Annotated in this window: 13 protein-coding genes; 7 read left to right on the top strand and 6 right to left on the bottom strand. The window is 51.8% G+C overall.

The window, feature by feature from the left end; genetic code table 11:
* Positions 1 to 56 precede the first annotated feature (56 nt).
* Positions 57 to 968 carry a hypothetical protein gene (locus tag H5P27_RS06985; protein ID WP_185659677.1) on the top strand — a complete coding sequence of 304 codons (912 nt, stop codon included), beginning with the start codon at positions 57 to 59 and terminating at the stop codon, positions 966 to 968.
* 8 nt (positions 969 to 976) lie between these two features.
* Here the strand turns inward: H5P27_RS06985 and pseI are convergent, their stop codons facing one another.
* Both pseI and pseB read right to left on the bottom strand, forming a co-directional pair.
* Complete coding sequence (gene pseI, locus H5P27_RS06990) at positions 977 to 2,014, bottom strand: pseudaminic acid synthase (RefSeq protein ID WP_185659678.1); 1,038 nt, start codon at positions 2,012 to 2,014, stop codon at positions 977 to 979.
* Positions 2,015 to 2,021: 7 nt separating this feature from the next.
* Positions 2,022 to 3,020 carry a UDP-N-acetylglucosamine 4,6-dehydratase (inverting) gene (gene pseB, locus H5P27_RS06995; RefSeq protein WP_185659679.1) on the bottom strand — a complete coding sequence of 333 codons (999 nt, stop codon included), beginning with the start codon at positions 3,018 to 3,020 and terminating at the stop codon, positions 2,022 to 2,024.
* Positions 3,021 to 3,246: 226 nt separating this feature from the next.
* Between pseB and H5P27_RS19925 the strand changes: the two genes are divergently transcribed.
* The 3 genes from H5P27_RS19925 to H5P27_RS07010 all read left to right on the top strand — a co-directional run bounded on the left by H5P27_RS19925 (position 3,247) and on the right by H5P27_RS07010 (position 6,655).
* Positions 3,247 to 4,806 (top strand): sigma-54-dependent transcriptional regulator, encoded by a 1,560-nt coding sequence (locus tag H5P27_RS19925; RefSeq protein WP_185659680.1) that lies wholly within the window; start codon positions 3,247 to 3,249, stop codon positions 4,804 to 4,806.
* Between the two features lie 184 nt (positions 4,807 to 4,990).
* The gene (locus H5P27_RS07005; protein ID WP_185659681.1) at positions 4,991 to 5,524 is read left to right on the top strand and encodes a chemotaxis protein CheX; all 534 of its coding nucleotides are present in this window, start codon (positions 4,991 to 4,993) and stop codon (positions 5,522 to 5,524) included.
* A gap of 9 nt (positions 5,525 to 5,533) precedes the next feature.
* Positions 5,534 to 6,655, top strand: coding sequence for a response regulator (locus H5P27_RS07010; protein ID WP_185659682.1), 1,122 nt, complete (start codon positions 5,534 to 5,536; stop codon positions 6,653 to 6,655).
* Between the two features lie 118 nt (positions 6,656 to 6,773).
* On the opposite strand, the gene H5P27_RS07015 is transcribed toward H5P27_RS07010, so the two are convergent.
* Together H5P27_RS07015 and H5P27_RS07020 are read right to left on the bottom strand one after the other, a co-directional pair.
* On the bottom strand, positions 6,774 to 8,441 hold the full coding sequence (locus H5P27_RS07015) for a glutamine--tRNA ligase/YqeY domain fusion protein (RefSeq protein ID WP_185659683.1): 1,668 nt from the start codon (positions 8,439 to 8,441) through the stop codon (positions 6,774 to 6,776).
* Between the two features lie 19 nt (positions 8,442 to 8,460).
* On the bottom strand, positions 8,461 to 9,837 hold the full coding sequence (locus tag H5P27_RS07020) for a glutamate--tRNA ligase (RefSeq protein ID WP_185659684.1): 1,377 nt from the start codon (positions 9,835 to 9,837) through the stop codon (positions 8,461 to 8,463).
* Between the two features lie 349 nt (positions 9,838 to 10,186).
* Here H5P27_RS07020 and H5P27_RS07025 point away from each other — a divergent pair, with 349 nt between their 5' ends.
* Positions 10,187 to 11,542, top strand: a complete 1,356-nt coding sequence (locus tag H5P27_RS07025) for a tetratricopeptide repeat protein (RefSeq protein WP_185659685.1) — start codon at positions 10,187 to 10,189, stop codon at positions 11,540 to 11,542.
* 125 nt (positions 11,543 to 11,667) lie between these two features.
* Here the strand turns inward: H5P27_RS07025 and H5P27_RS07030 are convergent, their stop codons facing one another.
* The gene (locus tag H5P27_RS07030) at positions 11,668 to 12,141 is read right to left on the bottom strand and encodes a Fur family transcriptional regulator (RefSeq protein ID WP_339382567.1); all 474 of its coding nucleotides are present in this window, start codon (positions 12,139 to 12,141) and stop codon (positions 11,668 to 11,670) included.
* A 65-nt stretch (positions 12,142 to 12,206) separates the two neighbouring features.
* On the opposite strand from H5P27_RS07030, the gene priA reads away from it, so the two are divergent.
* On the top strand, positions 12,207 to 14,456 hold the full coding sequence (gene priA, locus H5P27_RS07035; RefSeq protein WP_185659686.1) for a replication restart helicase PriA: 2,250 nt from the start codon (positions 12,207 to 12,209) through the stop codon (positions 14,454 to 14,456).
* 179 nt (positions 14,457 to 14,635) lie between these two features.
* On the opposite strand, the gene H5P27_RS07040 is transcribed toward priA, so the two are convergent.
* A complete protein-coding gene (locus H5P27_RS07040) occupies positions 14,636 to 15,214 on the bottom strand; it encodes a biliverdin-producing heme oxygenase (RefSeq protein WP_185659687.1) in 579 nt (192 codons plus the stop codon).
* A gap of 165 nt (positions 15,215 to 15,379) precedes the next feature.
* On the opposite strand from H5P27_RS07040, the gene H5P27_RS07045 reads away from it, so the two are divergent.
* Positions 15,380 to 16,795, top strand: coding sequence for a UDP-N-acetylmuramate--L-alanine ligase (locus H5P27_RS07045; RefSeq protein ID WP_185659688.1), 1,416 nt, complete (start codon positions 15,380 to 15,382; stop codon positions 16,793 to 16,795).
* The last annotated feature ends 50 nt before the right edge of the window (positions 16,796 to 16,845 follow it).

The following is a 16,845-nucleotide window of genomic DNA, read 5'->3' on the forward strand; positions in this document are numbered from 1 at the left end:
TCAAATGTTCTTATGGTGGGAAGCACGGCTGGGGCCATGTTGTCAGGAGTTCTGCTTTGGCTAGCGAATTTCAATCCAGAGGATGGGCTACTCTGCTTTGGGGAGAAGGTGACTTTGATGCTTTGCCTGAAGATGTACGAGAGACGTTTTCTGGAGTCGCTGGAAGCGATAGCATGGCAGACGTTCTTTTTATTGATGAGATGTATACTCCGCAAACGGAGCTAGCGGAGGTGGCCGAAAAATGGAGGACCACCAATGCCGGTGGGGTTGTGGGAGCTACGGACGATATGGGGAATCGATCCATGGCAGGTTTCGATTTCGTGGTAAATTCGGAGATTGGTCTTACGAAAGCCTCCTACGAAGCAGGGACATCGTTGCTTGGAGAGGATTATGCACTCGTTCGAGCCGCATTTAGACCGAAATTAATCGAAAAAATGGATCCGTTTGGTTCGGACTCTAAGCGAGTGCTTGTCATGCTCGGTGGGACGGATCCGTTTGGCTATTTACCACAGGTTATGACTGCCTTGAGCAAGGTGTCTACTTGCGAGCTTTCACCCGTCGTGGTCACGAACGAGCCTAGGCACGCCGAAATTTTTCGAAGCTCTTTTTCGGATCTAAGGGTGCTGAGCAAGTTGAATGCTAGCGAAGTGGCTTGGTGGATGAGCCATTGCGATCTAGGAGTTTTCGCATGTGGTTCGAGCTTATTTGAAGCGGCGGCTACTCGCTTGCCGTTTGTGGGCTTGAGCGTGGTGGACAATCAAATGGCGACTGCCAAAAAGGTTGAACGCTACTGGAAGCAACCAATTTGTTATTGTGGAGATGGTGAGCCTGTTGTCGATGAGCTTGCCCAAAAGCTGGAGCTGGCCTTGTGTACGGAGCGTAAGGTGTATTCAAAAATCGATGCCATGGGTTGTTCCCGAGTGTGCGATGTAGTCTTGAGCCTGCACCGGCACAAGTGCACCGAGTGATACTTAAGCTACAAATCTTTCGGATTTAGGGGATGGCCGAATGGAATCTGTCTCGTAGCTTTTTTGCCCAAAATTTCCTCCCAGTATTTGGGAGGTAGGCCAAGCGACGGGCGAACGATTCGCAGGTTTTCGGTCGTAAAGGTGTCGCCTGCTTCGATGTCCGCGCTGGCGTAGATAGAGCGGCGAAAGTGGGTTTGTTTCTCGTCTTGGGAACTACCTCTTATTTCTGGAGATCCCAGCGCTTCATGTGCTCTTTTGGTGGCTTGTACCAGCTCGGAGAGCTCGCTCGGTTCCAGTGAAAAACCTGAGTCGATGGCTCCTTGCTTGCGAGAGTCGGTGACGTGTTTTTCAATTAATCGTGCCCCTAGCGCGACTGAGGCTACCGCTATCTCATTGCTCAAAGTGTGATCTGATAATCCGGAAGGACATTTGAACGTTTGCCCCATCGCTGCCATGGAGCGTAGGTTGAACCCTTTTGCTTCGCTGGGATATGCGGATACGCATTTTAGTAAGACTAGGTTTTCCGTTCCGTTCGAGCGAAGCGTGTGTACGGCCTCTTCGATTTCCTGAAGGCTGGCCATTCCAGTGCTCAAGACGACTGGCTTCCCAGTTTGGGCGATGTGCTTGAGGAGGGGAAGGTGGGTGAGTTCGAAAGAGGAAACTTTATAAAGCGGGGGTTGGATCTCGCTCTCCAGAAAGTCTACCGCCTTTTCATCAAAGGGTGTACTGAATAATTCGATACCAAGGTCTCTGGCGTATTCCGACAGAGGTTTGTGCCACTCGTAGGGAGTGCATGCTTCCTGATAGAGGTCGTGGAGTCGCCGCCCTTTCCAGAGTCCTTCTTGAACGACAAACTCTTCTCGATCGCTATCGAGCGTAATGCTCTGCGGAGTATAGGTCTGCAGTTTTACAGCGTGCGCTCCGGCATCCGAGGCAGCCTTAATGATGTCCTTGGCCGTCTCGTAGGAGTTGTTATGGTTTCCTGATAGCTCGGCTACGATCGCCGGCGCTTTGTCGGGATCAAGGATGCGATCAAGCAGGTTCATTCGCGACTTAGTCTATGGTCTGCTGTTGGTAGCGTTCGATCAGCGATTGTATCTGTTCTATCGAAAGTTGCTCCTCGTTTGTATCGCTCGAGTAGCTGAAGCCCTCTGGGCATTTTTTCCCTTTGTGCACTTCTTTGCCGGTGTAGTTCCAGTAAGGTTGAGTCGGGTGAATGACGAAGCGATCCTTTTGCTCGGTAGTCATTAGTGCCTCGTCTGCCGGTACCATGGCTTCGTGTAGCTTTTCGCCCGGCCTCAGGCCAATAATGTCGATCTTGGCGTCTGGGGCGACCGCTTTGGCCAGGTCGCCAATCGAGCAGCTGGGTATTTTGGGTATGAAAATTTCTCCGCCAACCATATCGGCAAGCGAACGAAGCGCGAATCTCACCCCGGCTCCGAGTCCAATGACGAAACGCGTCATTTCCGGCTTGGTTATCGTCACGGTTCCGAGTTGCTTCTGCTTCAGGAAAAGCGGGATAACGGACCCGCGGCTGCCGATCACGTTTCCGTAGCGAACCACGGCGAAGCGTGTTCCGCTTTTTCCCGAATAGTTGTTCGCGGAAATGAAAACCTTATCGGAGCAGAGTTTGGTGGCTCCGTAGAGGTTGATCGGATTGACTGCCTTATCAGTTGAAAGGGCGATGACCTTTTTCACTCCTGTGGCGATTGCCGCATCCACTACGTTCATCGCTCCGTTGATGTTGGTCTTGATGAACTCGTGTGGGTTGTACTCGGCGGCGGGTACTTGTTTCAAGGCAGCGGCATGGATGACGTAATCCACGTCTGTCATAGCCCGAATCAATCGATCCTTGTCTCTGACGTCACCGATGAAGTAGCGGATGTTGCTCGCTGAGAAGGCGGGATCCGTCGACATGTCGTACTGCTTCAGCTCGTCTCTTGAAAGGATGATGATCTTAGCCGCTTTGCCTTCCTTAAGGATTTCGAGACAGCAGCGTTTCCCGAATGAGCCCGTGCCGCCGGTGATGAGTATGGTTTTGCCTTCGAGCATGTGGATTAGAGAGGAAACTTCGAAAGTTGTTGGAATTGAAACGATGGGGCGTGTTTGCGCGAAGAGGAGAGCGTATTATGGTACTCTTTGAATTTCCTTTTACAATTTATGCTTTCGTATTTGTTTCAATCCTCTTCTAAGTTGCTATCTTATTCATCTTCAAGGCGCTCCGATCAGCGTTTTTACTCTTAATTAATCTGCAGAACCCACTTTTCGATCCCACGATATGTCCTTGGAAAGAATCCTCATCCTAGATGATGAGCTTGTCATTCGCAAAGCCTTGGAGGAGCAGCTGAGGAGAAAACGTTTCTCGGTCTGCAGCGTTGGGACGCTGGGCGAGGCCGATCAACATCTGGCAAAAGACGAATATGACCTGCTTTTTGTCGATGTCCATTTGCCCGATGGAAACGGTACTGAGCTTTTGGAACGTGTGGCGAGCATGCAAAATCCGCCCTTGGTGGTGATCATTACTGGCTACGGGACCGTGGAGTCGGCGGTCAAGTGCATGCAATCGGGCGCTTTCGACTACATCATCAAGCCATTTTCCTCCTCCCAGATCGACGTTCTGATCAAGAAGGCCCGTGATTACAGGCAATTGGTTAAGGTGAACCAATTTCTGGCCAGCGAATCCACGGTGAGCGGTGAATTGATTGGCAAGAGTGGATTCATCAATCAGCTGAAGGATATCATCAGCAAAGTGGCGCCGACCGAAGCCACGGTTTTAATTTGTGGCGAGAACGGTACGGGTAAGGAATTAGTAGCCAACGAGCTTTACCGGTGCAGTTCCCGCAAGAGCGCTCCGTTCATTCGGGTGAATTGCGCGGCGATTTCTGAGTCGTTGATCGAAAGCGAGTTCTTTGGTCACGAGAAAGGGGCGTACACGGGAGCCACTCAGCGTCGCGAAGGCCGCTTCGAACTGGCGGATGGAGGTACCATTTTGTTAGATGAAATCAGCGAGATTTCCCCTAAGGTTCAGGCGAAGCTCCTTCGGGTGCTGCAAGAGCGGGAATTTGAGCGTGTGGGCGGCAATAAGACCATCAAGGTCGACGTGCGGGTTATCGCTACGACTAACCGTAATCTAGCGGAAAGCGTCGAGCGTGGTCTCTTTCGCCAGGATTTGTACTACCGCTTGAATGTGTTTCCGATCCAAGTCCCTCCTTTGCGGGATCGGGAAGGGGATGTTGTTTTGCTCGCAAAGAATTTCGCTCAAAGCTTCGCTCGCAAGCACGGCAAGCAGATCAAGGGCTTCGATGCCGAGGCGATCGCTGCACTTCAGAGACATCCATGGCCAGGCAACGTCCGTGAGCTACAAAACACTATTGAACGCGCGGTTATTTTGGCTGAGTCCGGCCATCCGATAGGACAGGGCCACTTGGGGTTGTTTTTGATGCCGACGAATGTATCGTCTCCGCCAGTAGCGCATAGCTATGGGCATTCTGAGAATTCTAACATGCCAAGTGCGCCGTACGGAGGAGGCTATCACCATACTCCTCCACCGCCGCCTCCAGTGGCTCCGAGCAGCCCTTACTACGAAGCTCCCCCAGCTCAAGTCGCTCCACCGCCTGCTGTGGAAAAATCTGCCGCAGAGCAATCTTCGGCTGTCGGGGCTACAGAAGGGCCTATACCGCTCGAAGAGGTGGAGAAGAAACATATCCTAGCCACTTTGGAATCCACCGATGGTAACAGGACTCAAGCGGCGAAACTGCTGGGAATCAGCATCCGTACCCTGAGAAATAAGATTTCTGCATACCGTTCCGACGGAGAGTTTATTCCTGGCGAGGATTGATCCGGGATTCGCCTGAGTCCTGAAGCTTGTTTTGGCTTCTCAAGTAGTTTTTCGCGGGCTTAGGACAACTTTAGAGGGGAGGAGCTTCCGATCTACGCTTTTTTAACAAAAAGGCGCACCAATTGGTCCTAAACCTTTGGATATGCGGAACGATATATACAGAGCACCCGATATATCTTTTCCCATGCAGCAGACATTCCCCATCAAAGATGACGAGCTCGAAGCTCTAGCGAAGAACGCCATCGATAGTGTTTTCAGCACTATGCTCAATCGTTCAACGACGATTCAGGAAGTGATCAAGATCGACGAGGACAATCATCCTGAAGGGATCCAGCTCCCGGTCGACGCGAGCATGCCGATGATCGCAGGAACCGTCGGCTTCCTAGGCAACCTTACCGGCATCATCTATATCTTTATGGAGCTTCCGCTCGCAATGGAAGCGACCTGTAGCCTTCTCGATATGGAGGAGCACGAAATAGGAACCGACGACCATGAGCTCGTGAACGACGCCATCGGTGAGTTGACGAACATGATAGTTGGTACCTTCAAAAACGATCTCAGCAACAAAGGCTACGAATGCCGGATGACTATTCCTTCCATCCTCAGAGGCTCCAATTTCTCTATCGAGCCGGCTGAAGTCGCATTGCGTCGCATTTTCAAGTTCGATTGCGGGGGCCGGTCCTTCGTAATCGACGTCCTCATGAAAGAAGAAAACTGATCTCCCACCATGCGTTTAAAAATCCTAACAGTAGACGACTCAAAGACCGTCCGAATTATCGTGAAGAAGTCCTTCAAGGGCTTCGACTGCGAAATCACAGAGGCGCAGAATGGTGTCGAAGGCCTAGCCATGGCGGCGAAGGTTAATCCCGACATCATCCTGCTCGACATCACCATGCCCGTCATGGATGGCGTCGAAATGTTGACCAAGCTCAAGTCCGATCCAGCTCTCAAAGCGATCCCTGTCATCATGTTGACGGCGGAAGCGGGCCGAGAGAACGTGATGAAGATCGCTAAGATCGGAGTACGTGACTATATCGTTAAGCCTTTCAAGGAAGACGTTTTGGTCGACAAAGTTAGCCGCGTAGTGGATCTGCGTCCTGCTGGTGAAGCGGAACCGGTGCAGAAGAAAATCGACGATCCAATCGACATCCTCGTTGTCGACGACAAGCCCGCTATTATCAATCAGGTCAAGGAGGGTGTCGCTCACACTCCTTGGAACATCCACGGTGTGTCTTCCACAGGTGAGGCGATCGACTTCTGCCAAAAGAAGATCCCAGACTGTATCGTAATCAGTCTCTCGCTACCGGAAGACGCAGCCATTACTTTGTTCCGCATCATTCGCTCCAACGCCAAGACGAAGTATATTCCGTTGTTTGGTTTGTCGGTGAAGACCGCGGTAGAAGAGCAAGCAAGAGCTCAGCAAGCTGGATTTAGCACGATTATCCATAAGCCAATCGATTTCGAAGAATTCGAAAACAAGGTAGGCAAGGCGGTTAATTTGGATGCATCCGGCAAGTACTTCGAAATGGGAGAAGGCTATATGACAGTGAAGCTCCCCAAGACCTGTAACGCTTCTGTCGTTAACGAAGTCAGCACCTATCTCAAGGCCAAGACAAGTGAGGCGGTAAACTCTGGCATCTCGAAGATTATCTTCGATGCGCAAGGTGTCTCTTCCCTCAATATGGATCTCATCAAGCTTCTCTTGCACTCCATGAAGACCTGTCGCGATCTCAGCCTAAAATATGCGCTGACTGGTAACGACGTGGTGATCGAAGAGAGCAAGAAGTTCGAAGAATCCAAAGACTGGAAATTCTGCGACTCCGTAGAGACCGCAAAGGCCTCCATCTAATTTTCCGTAACTAGGTCGATCTAGTTTTCTTTCACTCGAAACCCGCGGACTTTTGTCCGCGGGTTTCTTGTATTCAAATATGTAGACAGCGAATCCTCGCTGTTATTTGGGAATGGGATTATTTGCCCTGTTTTTTATTCCAACTATCCCGAAGCCCTACTGAACGATTAAAGGAGAGCTGCGTTGGGCTGCTGTCGGAATCAAGAACGTAGTAACCTTTTCGTTCGAATTGTATTGGCTCTCCGACTACGGCGTTCGCAAGTTCAGGTTCGCCGTAGCACTTCAGGATTGTTTCCGAATTCGGGTTTAGGTTGTCTAAGAAGGTCTGGCCTTCCTCTACTTCATTCGGGTCCGTTTTCGTGAACAACTGTTCGTAGTGGCGGGCTTCTAATTCTACATTCTCCGTAGCGCTTACCCAGTGGATCGTACCCTTTACCTTGCGGCCGTCGGGAGTCGAGCCTCCTCGGGATTCCGGATCAAATGTGGCGTGCAACTCTATGATTTCACCCGCATCGTTTTTGATAACATCTGTGCAGGTAATGTAGCATGCGTAGCGAAGGCGAACCTCGCGTCCTGGGCCAAGACGGAAAAACTTGCGAGGAGGATCCTCCATGAAGTCATCCCTTTCGATATAGATTTCTCTTGTTAGAGGCACTTTACGAGATCCTCTATCTTCATCGGCTGGGTGGTTCGGGCCCTCGTAGAATTCTGTTTCCTCCGGGAAGTTGGTGATAACAACTTTCAAGGGGTCGAGCACGGCCATGCGTCGGATCGCTTTGCCCTCTAGATCTTGGCGGAGACAGTATTCGAGCAAGGCGTATTCGTTTACACGTTCGCGCTTCGCGACACCGGCTCTCTCGCAGAATTCCTTCAATGCGTCGGGAGTGTAGCCCCGGCGGCGAAGTCCTGCGATGGTTGGCATGCGTGGATCGTCCCATCCATGGACATGCTTTTCGTTAACCAATTGGAGTAGCTTTCGCTTGCTGGTTACAATGTATTCAACGTTTAAGCGCGCGAATTCGATTTGTCTCGGTTTGTGGGGAACCGGAAGGTTTTCGATAAACCAGTTGTACAGCGGGCGATGGTATTCGAACTCCAAGGAGCATAGCGAGTGCGTGATGCCTTCGATAGCGTCGCTCTGTCCGTGGGTGAAGTCGTAGGAAGGGTAGATCTTCCATTTGTCTCCAGTGCGGTGATGATCCGCCTTTAGGATACGATAGAGCACAGGATCCCGCATGTTCATGTTCGGGTGTGCCATGTCTATTTTAGCGCGGAGAACCTTCTCGCCTTCTTGGAACTTGCCGGCTGCCATATCCTTGAAGAGTGCGAGGTTTTCTTCTGGAGTTCTCGTGCGGTAGGGGGAGTCTTGTCCCGGCTCGGTGAGCGAACCACGGTACTCGCGCATTTGCGATGGAGTTAAATCGTCCACATAGGCTTTGCCCTCTTCGATGAGTAGGATCGCCCAATCGAAGAGTTGCTGGAAATAGTCGGAGGCGAAGAAGAGGTTTTCTCCCCAGTCTGCTCCGAGCCAAAGTAGGTCTTCCTTGATCGCCTCTACGTATTCGGTTTCCTCTTTTTCAGGATTGGTATCATCAAAACGAAGGTGGAACTTTCCGTTGTAGTCCTTGGCGATGCCGTAGGAAACACCGATCGCGAAAGCGTGGCCTATATGGAGGTAGCCGTTGGGTTCTGGTGGAAAACGTGTAACGATTTGGCTGTGTTTACCGGCGGCGAGCTCCTCGTCGATGAAGTCGCGAATGAAATTCGAAGGTTTTTCTTCTGTCATGAATATGTGGGTACGAGGTTTAGAGGCTCGCTGATAATTTTTTTAAGCGGGAGACAACTGTTTCCTGGCCTAGCGTCTCTAGCATGGGAAGTAGGTCCGGACCTCCTCCGACTCCACTTACAGCGAAACGGAGAAGAGGGAACCACGCGAAGATCTTGAGATCTTTTTCGTCTGCCAAAGCTTGGATGCCGCGTTCCAGGGTAATGGCATCAAAAGATTCCAAATTCTCAAGCACGGGTATTACTTCTTGGATACGTTCGGCAGCATCTTTTCGTTTGAGTAGCTTTTTCTCAACCTTCGGATCTACGGAGTAGTCGTCGGTGAAGAAGTAAGCAGAGAAGGAGGGCAGATCTTCGAAGCTATTGATCTTTTGTTGGCACAGTTCGAGGACCTTGCGGAGGTACTCCTGATCGGTTTCGTCGTTCACGAGGCCAGCTTTTCCAAGGGCGCTGACTGCGGGCGGCAGGTAGCGCTCGATGGGCAAACGCTTCATGTGTTCGAAGTTGATGTGGGACATCTTCTTTTCGTCGAACCGGGCCCCCGCCTTTTGCAGGTCCGCGATGTCGAAACGCTCGATCAACTCGTCTACCGAAAGAACTTCTTGGTCATCCTTGGGAGCCCAACCGAGCAAGGCGATGAAGTTGACCACCGCTTCTGGAAGAAAGTCCCGTTGTTGGTATTCTTCGATCAAAGCTCCCTTGTCTCTTTTGGACATTTTCCCTTTTCCATGGGCTGGGTCCTTGAGGATCATGGACATGTGAGCGTAGACGGGCGGCTTGACGCCAAACGCCTTGAATAGCTCCACGTGCTTGGACGTATTGGGCAAATGGTCTTCGCCTCGAAGCACGTGTGTGATTCCCATCGCTATGTCATCCACGACATTTACGAAATGGAAGGACGGGTCGCCGTTTGAGCGTACGATTACGAAATCCCGTTCTTCGCGTCGGGTTACGTTGCCTCGAATCACATCTTCGATGACGACTGGCTCGGTGCGTACCTTTTCGACCTCCGCTTTGTGGTAGTCGTCGTACTCGGTGTAGCGTTCGCCTTCGAGTTTGAAGTAGATCGCGCCGTCCTTCTCGTAGGCACGGCCAGCGTCCTGGAGTTTTTTGAGGTAGTCCTGGTATATATCCCCTCGCTGGCTTTGGAAGTAGGGGCCGAAATCGCCTCCGACTTCCGGACCTTCGTCCCAGTTTAGGCCAAGCCATTTAAGTCCGTTGAGAAGCTCTTGCAGGGCGGCTTCGGTGTTGCGCTCCTTATCGGTGTCTTCGATGCGGAGGACGAGGGTGCCGCCGGTCTTGCGAGCGTACAACCAATTGAAGAGCGCTGTGCGAGCGGTGCCTATGTGGGTGGAGCCTGTTGGGCTGGGGGCGAATCTTACGCGTACCTGTGACATAAAGCGGGCTACAGTTATCTGAATCGGGTCTCGAATCAAGCTTGTGCTTGAAAGTTGGTTAGTGGCGGTTTCTGGAGTTGGTGGAAGCCCTAGGAAACGCCTTGGGGCTTTTGGGTGCCGGATTCTCTAGTTGTTGTCGTTTAACACTTAACGCTAGCGTATAAGTACTCAAAGACCCGTGAAGCCTGTCCTCTGAAAACCTTAGAAAATTCCATTTTTGAGGAGAACAGGGCGAATTCCGGATGCGTTGCACCGATATTAAATAGCACATACGCCTCTGCTGTCCTTTGGGACGGTTTGAGGAAACGCTTAATGTCACGAGTCGAACTTACTTCCCCATCCGATAAACATGAAAAACGTCGCCAGTAAACTAGGAACCTTTTTGACGGTAATGTCCGTTTCCACCCTCCAGAGCTCATTCGCAGATGTGAATGGCGAAATAACGGCCAGCAACCTTGAAACCGGTGCCTACACGGTCGCGATCGAAGGCGAGTCCGAAGTTTCCGTTGGTGAGTTGGTCTTGGCTTTCAGCCAGGAAGATGGAAAGCGACGCGAAGTGGGTTCAGGTGAAGTTATTTCCGTGGAAGATGGTTCCTACACTGCAATTTTTGATTCCGACGATGTGGTGGTGGGCATGGATGCTTTGGTTCGCCAGTTTGCGCCTGAGATGGAAGCTGACCCGCTTTCTGCTATCCCGGACGATGAGTTCGCGGTGGTCGAGCCGGTGGAGAGTGCGGATCTCGATCCGAAAGCTGCGGCTGCGGCCTGTCTGAAGGCGATCGATGAATATCCGGAAGAATCCCGTTTTTACGCTCAGCTTGGTCGCGCCCTAGAAGCCGACGGCAAGCCAGCCAGCGCTATTCTCCAATACGAGAAAGCCCTTGCCTTGCGCTCAGATTATCCAGTGGTGCTGCACAATCTCGCGAAGCTACGTTTTTATGGACCTGAAGAGCTTCGGGATTTCGATACCGCAAGAAAATATTTCCAGCGTGCTGCTGAGCTCGGATTCACCGCTTCATTGCCAGTAATCGGTTCCATGGCCCGTGATGCGATGGGAGGTGAGCGCGATTTCGCTTCCGCGGCGGAGTGGTTCTCAATCGCCGCCGAGCAAGGTAATCCTTACTCCCAAAACGCTTTGGCGGAATGCTACGAAAACGGTTGGGGCATCGATCAAGACATCAGCAAAGCTCTACTGTGGTATCGCAGTGCGGCAGAATTAAGCTATGTGCCCGCCTATCGTAACCTCGGACGAGTTTTCCAGAAGGGAATCGGCGTTACTGCCAGTGAGCAGAAGGCATTTGATTGGTTTTCGCGGGCAGCTGAGAAGGAGGACATGGAATCCCAATATCAGGTTGGTCTGGCATTTCTTTACGGTAAAGGCGTCATGCACAGCGAGGAATACGGAATCGATTGGCTAACGAAGGCTGCCGATGCCGGACACTCCAAGGCTATGCGTACGATCGCTTCCTTTTACTACGACCGTGGCGACTCGAAGAATGGTAAGCTCGATATGGCCGCCGTTTGGTACAAGAAGGCCGCGGCCAATGGAGACGCAGTCGCTCAGTACAGCCTAGGCTCCATGTTCGAAAAGGGCGAAGGTATCGACCGCGATAAGACTTCGGCTATCGATTGGTACCGCAAAGCGGCTCGCCAAGGTCATAGCGAATCACAAAAGCGTCTCGTTCGCCTCAAGGCAGACTGGTAGGAAGACTATTTCAGGCGAGCTGGTACCTCGCGAAAAGAGACATCAGGTTCTCTATCTAGTGAATAGGGGAGTCGGTTTGTGGGAACCGGCTCCCTTCTTCATTTCTGGCAAGGCGATCGGGGAAACTATTCTCCCTGATCGTTGCCTTTTTTGCAGACCCCTGTGGCCCGGAGCTCTTCGCAAGAAGCGGTCACCTGGAGTCGTTGGCTAATGGGGGTAAGGCCTAGTTTGCTCGAAACGCTGTTCCCGTACCACTGCAGAAAAGGGGCGCTGATCTCGAAGATTTTCTGGCAATCGTTGCAGATTACTTGGGCCTTGTGAGGGTCCTCCTCCGTGTTGGGCATGTAGTACATAGTGCTGGAGCCTATGTCTACTTCTCGAACTAAGTTGCTCTCCACTAGGATTGGCAAAGAACGGTAGACGGTCGCGCGGGATACGGTGCGGTCGATCTCCCTTGCTTTGTCCAGTAGCTCCTCCGCGGTGAAATGAGAGGTTTCCTTGAAGACCGCTTCGAAGATTGCCATGCGTTGGCCGGTCATGCGCAAGTTGTGCTTTACCAAGAAGCTTTTGAACTTTTCTCTGCAGTCGTCGATCGTCACGTGCTCGAATCTCAATACAATCTCAATAACTGTCAACCGATAAGGGACGAGGATTATTCAGCCCGATGAGTCTCGATACGACAGTGGTTTGCGTGTGGCTGATGTCCGGATTCGATCGTCCGCTGCACTACCGATTGCCAGCTTCGATGGAGGACATGGCGCAACCTGGTTCGCTGGTCAGAGTTCCGCTTGGGAGACGTCAGGTCATAGGCTTGATCGTGGAAAAGGACTGCGAGCCGGAAGTTTCCTTGATGCAACTGAAGCTTGTTTTGGACCTGGTTTATCCGACTCCAATCATGACGCCGGAATTGCTCAAGCTAGGCGCTTGGCTGCGTCAGTACTATGGAGCGAGTATCCAAAACGTATTGGAGACAATGATACCCGGTCCGGTACGTCAGGGTATGAAGGCCAAGAGCGACAAGTACGTTTCCGCGAACAAGTCCGTGGATTCGGAGTCTTTGGCAAACTTGGAGCGTAAGGCTCCCAAACAATTTGAGCTCTACCAGTTTTTGGCTCAACAATTTCGCGCCCAGAAAAAGAGTCTGGTGCTTAGCCGTCTCGGCGCCTCCCCGGCCGCTTACAATGGTCTTTTGAAAAAGGGTTTTATCGTCGAGGAATCTCGCAAGGTCGAGCGAGTCGCGTACGACGACGAACTCGGGGACGTGGAATACGCCTCCAAGCAGGAGATCGTCTTGAATGAAGAGCAATCTGCTTGTGTAGACAGCATCTCGCTTAGCTTGAAAGCTGGAAAGTTCGCGACCCACTTGCTTTACGGAGTTACTGGCTCTGGTAAAACGGAGGTCTACATTGCGGCGATGGAGGAAGCCCTCCGAGCGGGTAAGAGCGTACTCTTCCTAGTCCCCGAAGTCGCCCTAACGCCGCAAACAGTGGGGCGTTTGCGTTCTCGCTTCACCGAGCACAAAGATGCTCATGCGGTGGTTTGGCACAGCAGCCTCTCGGATGGGGAGCGCTTGGATGCCTGGATGGCTTTGGCCAACGGGACTGCTCGCGTTGTGGTAGGGGCTCGCTCCGCGGTCTTCGCTCCTTTGGAGAAACTTGGTTTAGTTATTGTAGACGAAGAGCATGAGCCGGCCTTTAAGCAAGATGAGAGCCCTCGCTATCATGGACGAGACGTAGCCGTTTACCGTTCTTATCTGGAGCAAGTGGTTTGTGTATTGGGTAGCGCGACGCCTTCGCTAGAAACCTATCGCAACGTAAAGCTTGGGAAGTATAAGGTGGATCGCTTGACCAAGCGTATCGATGATCGTCAGCTCCCCATGATGCATATCGTGGATATGCGGATCGAGATGATGCGTACCCGAAAACCGGTTACGATCAGTTCCTTGCTTGCCCAAAAGCTGCGCGACCGTTGGGAAAAGGGTGAGCAAAGTATCCTGTTTATCAATCGGCGTGGCTACAATTCGACCATGTTGTGCAACGAGTGCGGCCATGTGGAGGAATGCAAACACTGCAGCCTGCCTATGACCTTTCACCGTAGCGACAACACCCTCAAATGTCACCTATGTGGTCATGAGGCAGAGCCTCCGTGGCGTTGTCCTGAGTGCAACAGTGATCAGATTCGTGGTAAGGGTTCTGGCACGCAACGTATCGAGGATGTGGTGAAGAGCATCTTACCCAAAGCTAGTATTGTCAGAATCGATACGGACACGATGGGGAAGAAACATCTGTTTCGAGAGATCTTAGGAGACTTCCGAAAGGGAAAAATCGATTTGTTGGTGGGAACTCAGATGATCGCCAAAGGATTAGATTTTCCGAACGTGACTTTGGTTGGAATGGTGGACGCGGATCTGTCTCTGCATGTACCAGACTTTCGGGCCAACGAGCGAACCTTTCAGCTTTTGGTGCAAGTTTCGGGACGGGCGGGACGCGGCGACTTGGCTGGAGAGGTGGTGGTGCAAACCTTTACCCCGCACGCCGAGCCGATCCAATTCGCCAGGCGCGGGGAGGTGGATGCTTTTCTGGAAGTGGAAATCGAGTCCCGCGAGCAATTCCAGTATCCTCCGTTTCGGCATTTGGTTCGACAGGTCTTTCGCAGCCGAAATGCAGACAAGGCCATGTTTTTCGCTGAGCAATTCGCTCGAAAGCTGGAAGCCAGAGTTGGCGGCAAGATCGAAATGCGCGGGCCGACTCCTTGCTCGATCGAGAAGATGAAGGACCAGTACCGCTTCCACATCTGGTATTTCACTCAGAATGTAAGCGCCTTGATGCGAGATCTAAAAGCCGTGGAAGCGGAAATTCCGTTTCCCAAAGACGTGGTTCAGATCTTCGACGTCGATCCTATGTCGGTGAGTTGAGGCCCGGTCTGCGGAGGTATTTTCCGGATTTTGGTAAAGGAACTCAGAGTCCCGCCGTTTAATATAGGCAGATGAGCTTACGCTCCTCTAAACAATACGACTCTCTCCCACGTAGCCTCGAGACTTTGGTTGGTCTCGAGGTTTGGTCGTATCTGAATTCTATTTTTGATGCAGATCGGCTAGATCGCCGAGACCCATTGGCCTAATTGTTCAAAAGTCTTTTGGGCACCACGGGCCAATTGTTCAAAGCCTTTGGGGGTGGATGCTTGGCTTTGAAGATTCTCCTTTAGTCGAGTCCATTGCTCGGGATCTGGGCCCAATTCGAAAAAACGTCTGGGCGCATCGGGAAGGGAGGTGGCAATTCTCCTTTCGATGATGACCGCTCCGTGGCGAGAACCGTGCAAGGCGTAGCAACAGCCTAGGGCAGCGAGCTTATTGTCCATCCAGTCGAAGTCTGGTTCGGGAGACTGATCCGTATTGATCTTCAACTGCTGTAGGTCCTCTTCGAGTCGAGAGGCCGCGAGCTCCAGAGAGAACTCCTCCCAAACGGCCAGCTCAGTCCGCCTCTGCTCCGCTGAGCTGAAAAACCCGTGGTAGGCGACAAGGACTTTCTGGTATGTCTTGAGGTCCAGATCTGGTCTCATTAGCTGACTGAGAATCGGATGCCGGTGCAGGGCTTCGTGGACGGATCGAGTTCTCTCCACGAGCGTCTGGTGTACGTCGATTACGGGGGACTGATCATGTCTTTTGGATTGCATCTCGCTCATTACACGGAGGTGTCATTTTTTGATTCGCATAGAGGTACCGATTCGCAATGGCAACCTCTGTTCCATTCTTTGGCGAGCCTCGCTAGATCGAGCTTATGGCTGAGGACTCATAGTTTAGAGTCGCAATCACCCTCATGCTCTTTTCACATCGCCGCCATGCGGATCTACTTTCTGGGAATTGCAGGAACAGCTATGGGCAATGCGGCTTTGCTTTTGCGAGCGATGGGGCATGAGGTCATGGGATGTGACCAAGCGGTTTTCCCTCCCATGAGCACCCTGCTGGAGGAGGCTGGAATCGAAATCATGCAAGGCTACAGCGCCGATCGTCTTCGTGAGTTGGATCCAGATCTCGTTGTAGTGGGAAACGCATACTCCCGAGGGAATGAGGAAGTCGAATTCCTGTTGCAGAGCCGTTCGATTGATTACGCTTCCCTGCCAGAGGTGATTCTACGTCATGTACTGAGCAAGCGAAGAAATATCGTCATAACAGGGACCCATGGAAAGACGACCACCACCGCTCTGACTTCGTTTTTGCTAGAGCAAGCGAATGCAAATCCTGGATACATGATTGGTGGAGCTCCGCTTGACCCCGAAAAAGGCTGGTCGGTAGGTCAAGACGGAGGTGCTTTTGTGATCGAAGGAGACGAGTACGACAGCGCTTTTTTCGACAAGCGAAGCAAGTTTATCCATTACTTACCTAACATCGTGGTGCTCAATAATCTCGAGTTTGATCACGCCGATATCTTCCGGGATTTGCAGGACGTTAAACGAACCTTCTCTCATCTGTTGCGACTCATCCCTTCCAATGGGTATTTACTCGTCAACTCTGATGATGAAAACGCTCTTTCTCTCTCAGAACTAGATTTTACCACGGTGTATCGAGTCGGGTTGTCAGGAAATTCCGATTTGTGTATCGGGAATTATGAGACAACGCCTCTAGGTTCTCGTTTCGACCTCTTTTGGCAGGGCAAGCTTTGGCAATCTGTTGATTGGCGTTTAACTGGACTCTTTAACGCTCGAAATGCGGCGATGGCCAGTTTGGCAGCTGCTCTGTCGCAAACCGAGGATCCATTGGGTTTTGATCTTAAATCGCTGGATGGTTTCCGCGGCGTGAAGCGACGTCAGCAAATTAGGGTAGAGCGCAAGGGGTTGACCGTTATCGAGGACTTCGGGCATCACGCCACTGCGGTACGCGATACTTTGTCCGCGTTGCGTAGCCGATTCCCGGATACGAAAATTGTCGCTTGTTTCGAGCCTCGCAGTAATACCTCCCGTCTCGAGATCATGAGGGCTCCCACTATCGAGGCTCTGAGCAATGCCGACCTTGCCTACATCGGGGCAGTGAAAAGCGGCAATAGCGTTGGGGTTGAGCTAATGGACACGAGTTCATTGGCGGCCGATTTGCGCGAAGCGGGTACGGAGGCAAAGGCTTTTGAAAACAACGAAGACCTCTACAGAGCTCTCCGATCCCTGGCCGGTACTTCGGACGGGAAAACTTTGGTTATCTTCTTCACCAATGGCTCTTTTGGAGGCGTGATCGATCGATTTGTGTCACTTTGCCAAGAGGCCTAAATTCGCGTCTGAGCACGCTTTTTTCTGAGAGTCCTAAAAAGGCAGCTCCT

Source organism: Pelagicoccus albus, from assembly GCF_014230145.1.
In the GTDB taxonomy this organism is placed as follows: domain Bacteria; phylum Verrucomicrobiota; class Verrucomicrobiia; order Opitutales; family Opitutaceae; genus Pelagicoccus; species Pelagicoccus albus.

Coding starts and splice junctions, on each gene's coding strand:
- pseI (WP_185659678.1), bottom strand. CDS start 2,014: ATGAACCTGCTTGATCGCATCCTTGATCCCGACAAAGCGCCGGCGATC.
- pseB (WP_185659679.1), bottom strand. CDS start 3,020: ATGCTCGAAGGCAAAACCATACTCATCACCGGCGGCACGGGCTCATTC.
- H5P27_RS19925 (WP_185659680.1), top strand. CDS start 3,247: ATGTCCTTGGAAAGAATCCTCATCCTAGATGATGAGCTTGTCATTCGC.
- H5P27_RS07005 (WP_185659681.1), top strand. CDS start 4,991: ATGCAGCAGACATTCCCCATCAAAGATGACGAGCTCGAAGCTCTAGCG.
- H5P27_RS07010 (WP_185659682.1), top strand. CDS start 5,534: ATGCGTTTAAAAATCCTAACAGTAGACGACTCAAAGACCGTCCGAATT.
- H5P27_RS07015 (WP_185659683.1), bottom strand. CDS start 8,441: ATGACAGAAGAAAAACCTTCGAATTTCATTCGCGACTTCATCGACGAG.
- H5P27_RS07020 (WP_185659684.1), bottom strand. CDS start 9,837: ATGTCACAGGTACGCGTAAGATTCGCCCCCAGCCCAACAGGCTCCACC.
- H5P27_RS07025 (WP_185659685.1), top strand. CDS start 10,187: ATGAAAAACGTCGCCAGTAAACTAGGAACCTTTTTGACGGTAATGTCC.
- priA (WP_185659686.1), top strand. CDS start 12,207: ATGAGTCTCGATACGACAGTGGTTTGCGTGTGGCTGATGTCCGGATTC.
- H5P27_RS07040 (WP_185659687.1), bottom strand. CDS start 15,214: ATGCAATCCAAAAGACATGATCAGTCCCCCGTAATCGACGTACACCAG.
- H5P27_RS07045 (WP_185659688.1), top strand. CDS start 15,380: ATGCGGATCTACTTTCTGGGAATTGCAGGAACAGCTATGGGCAATGCG.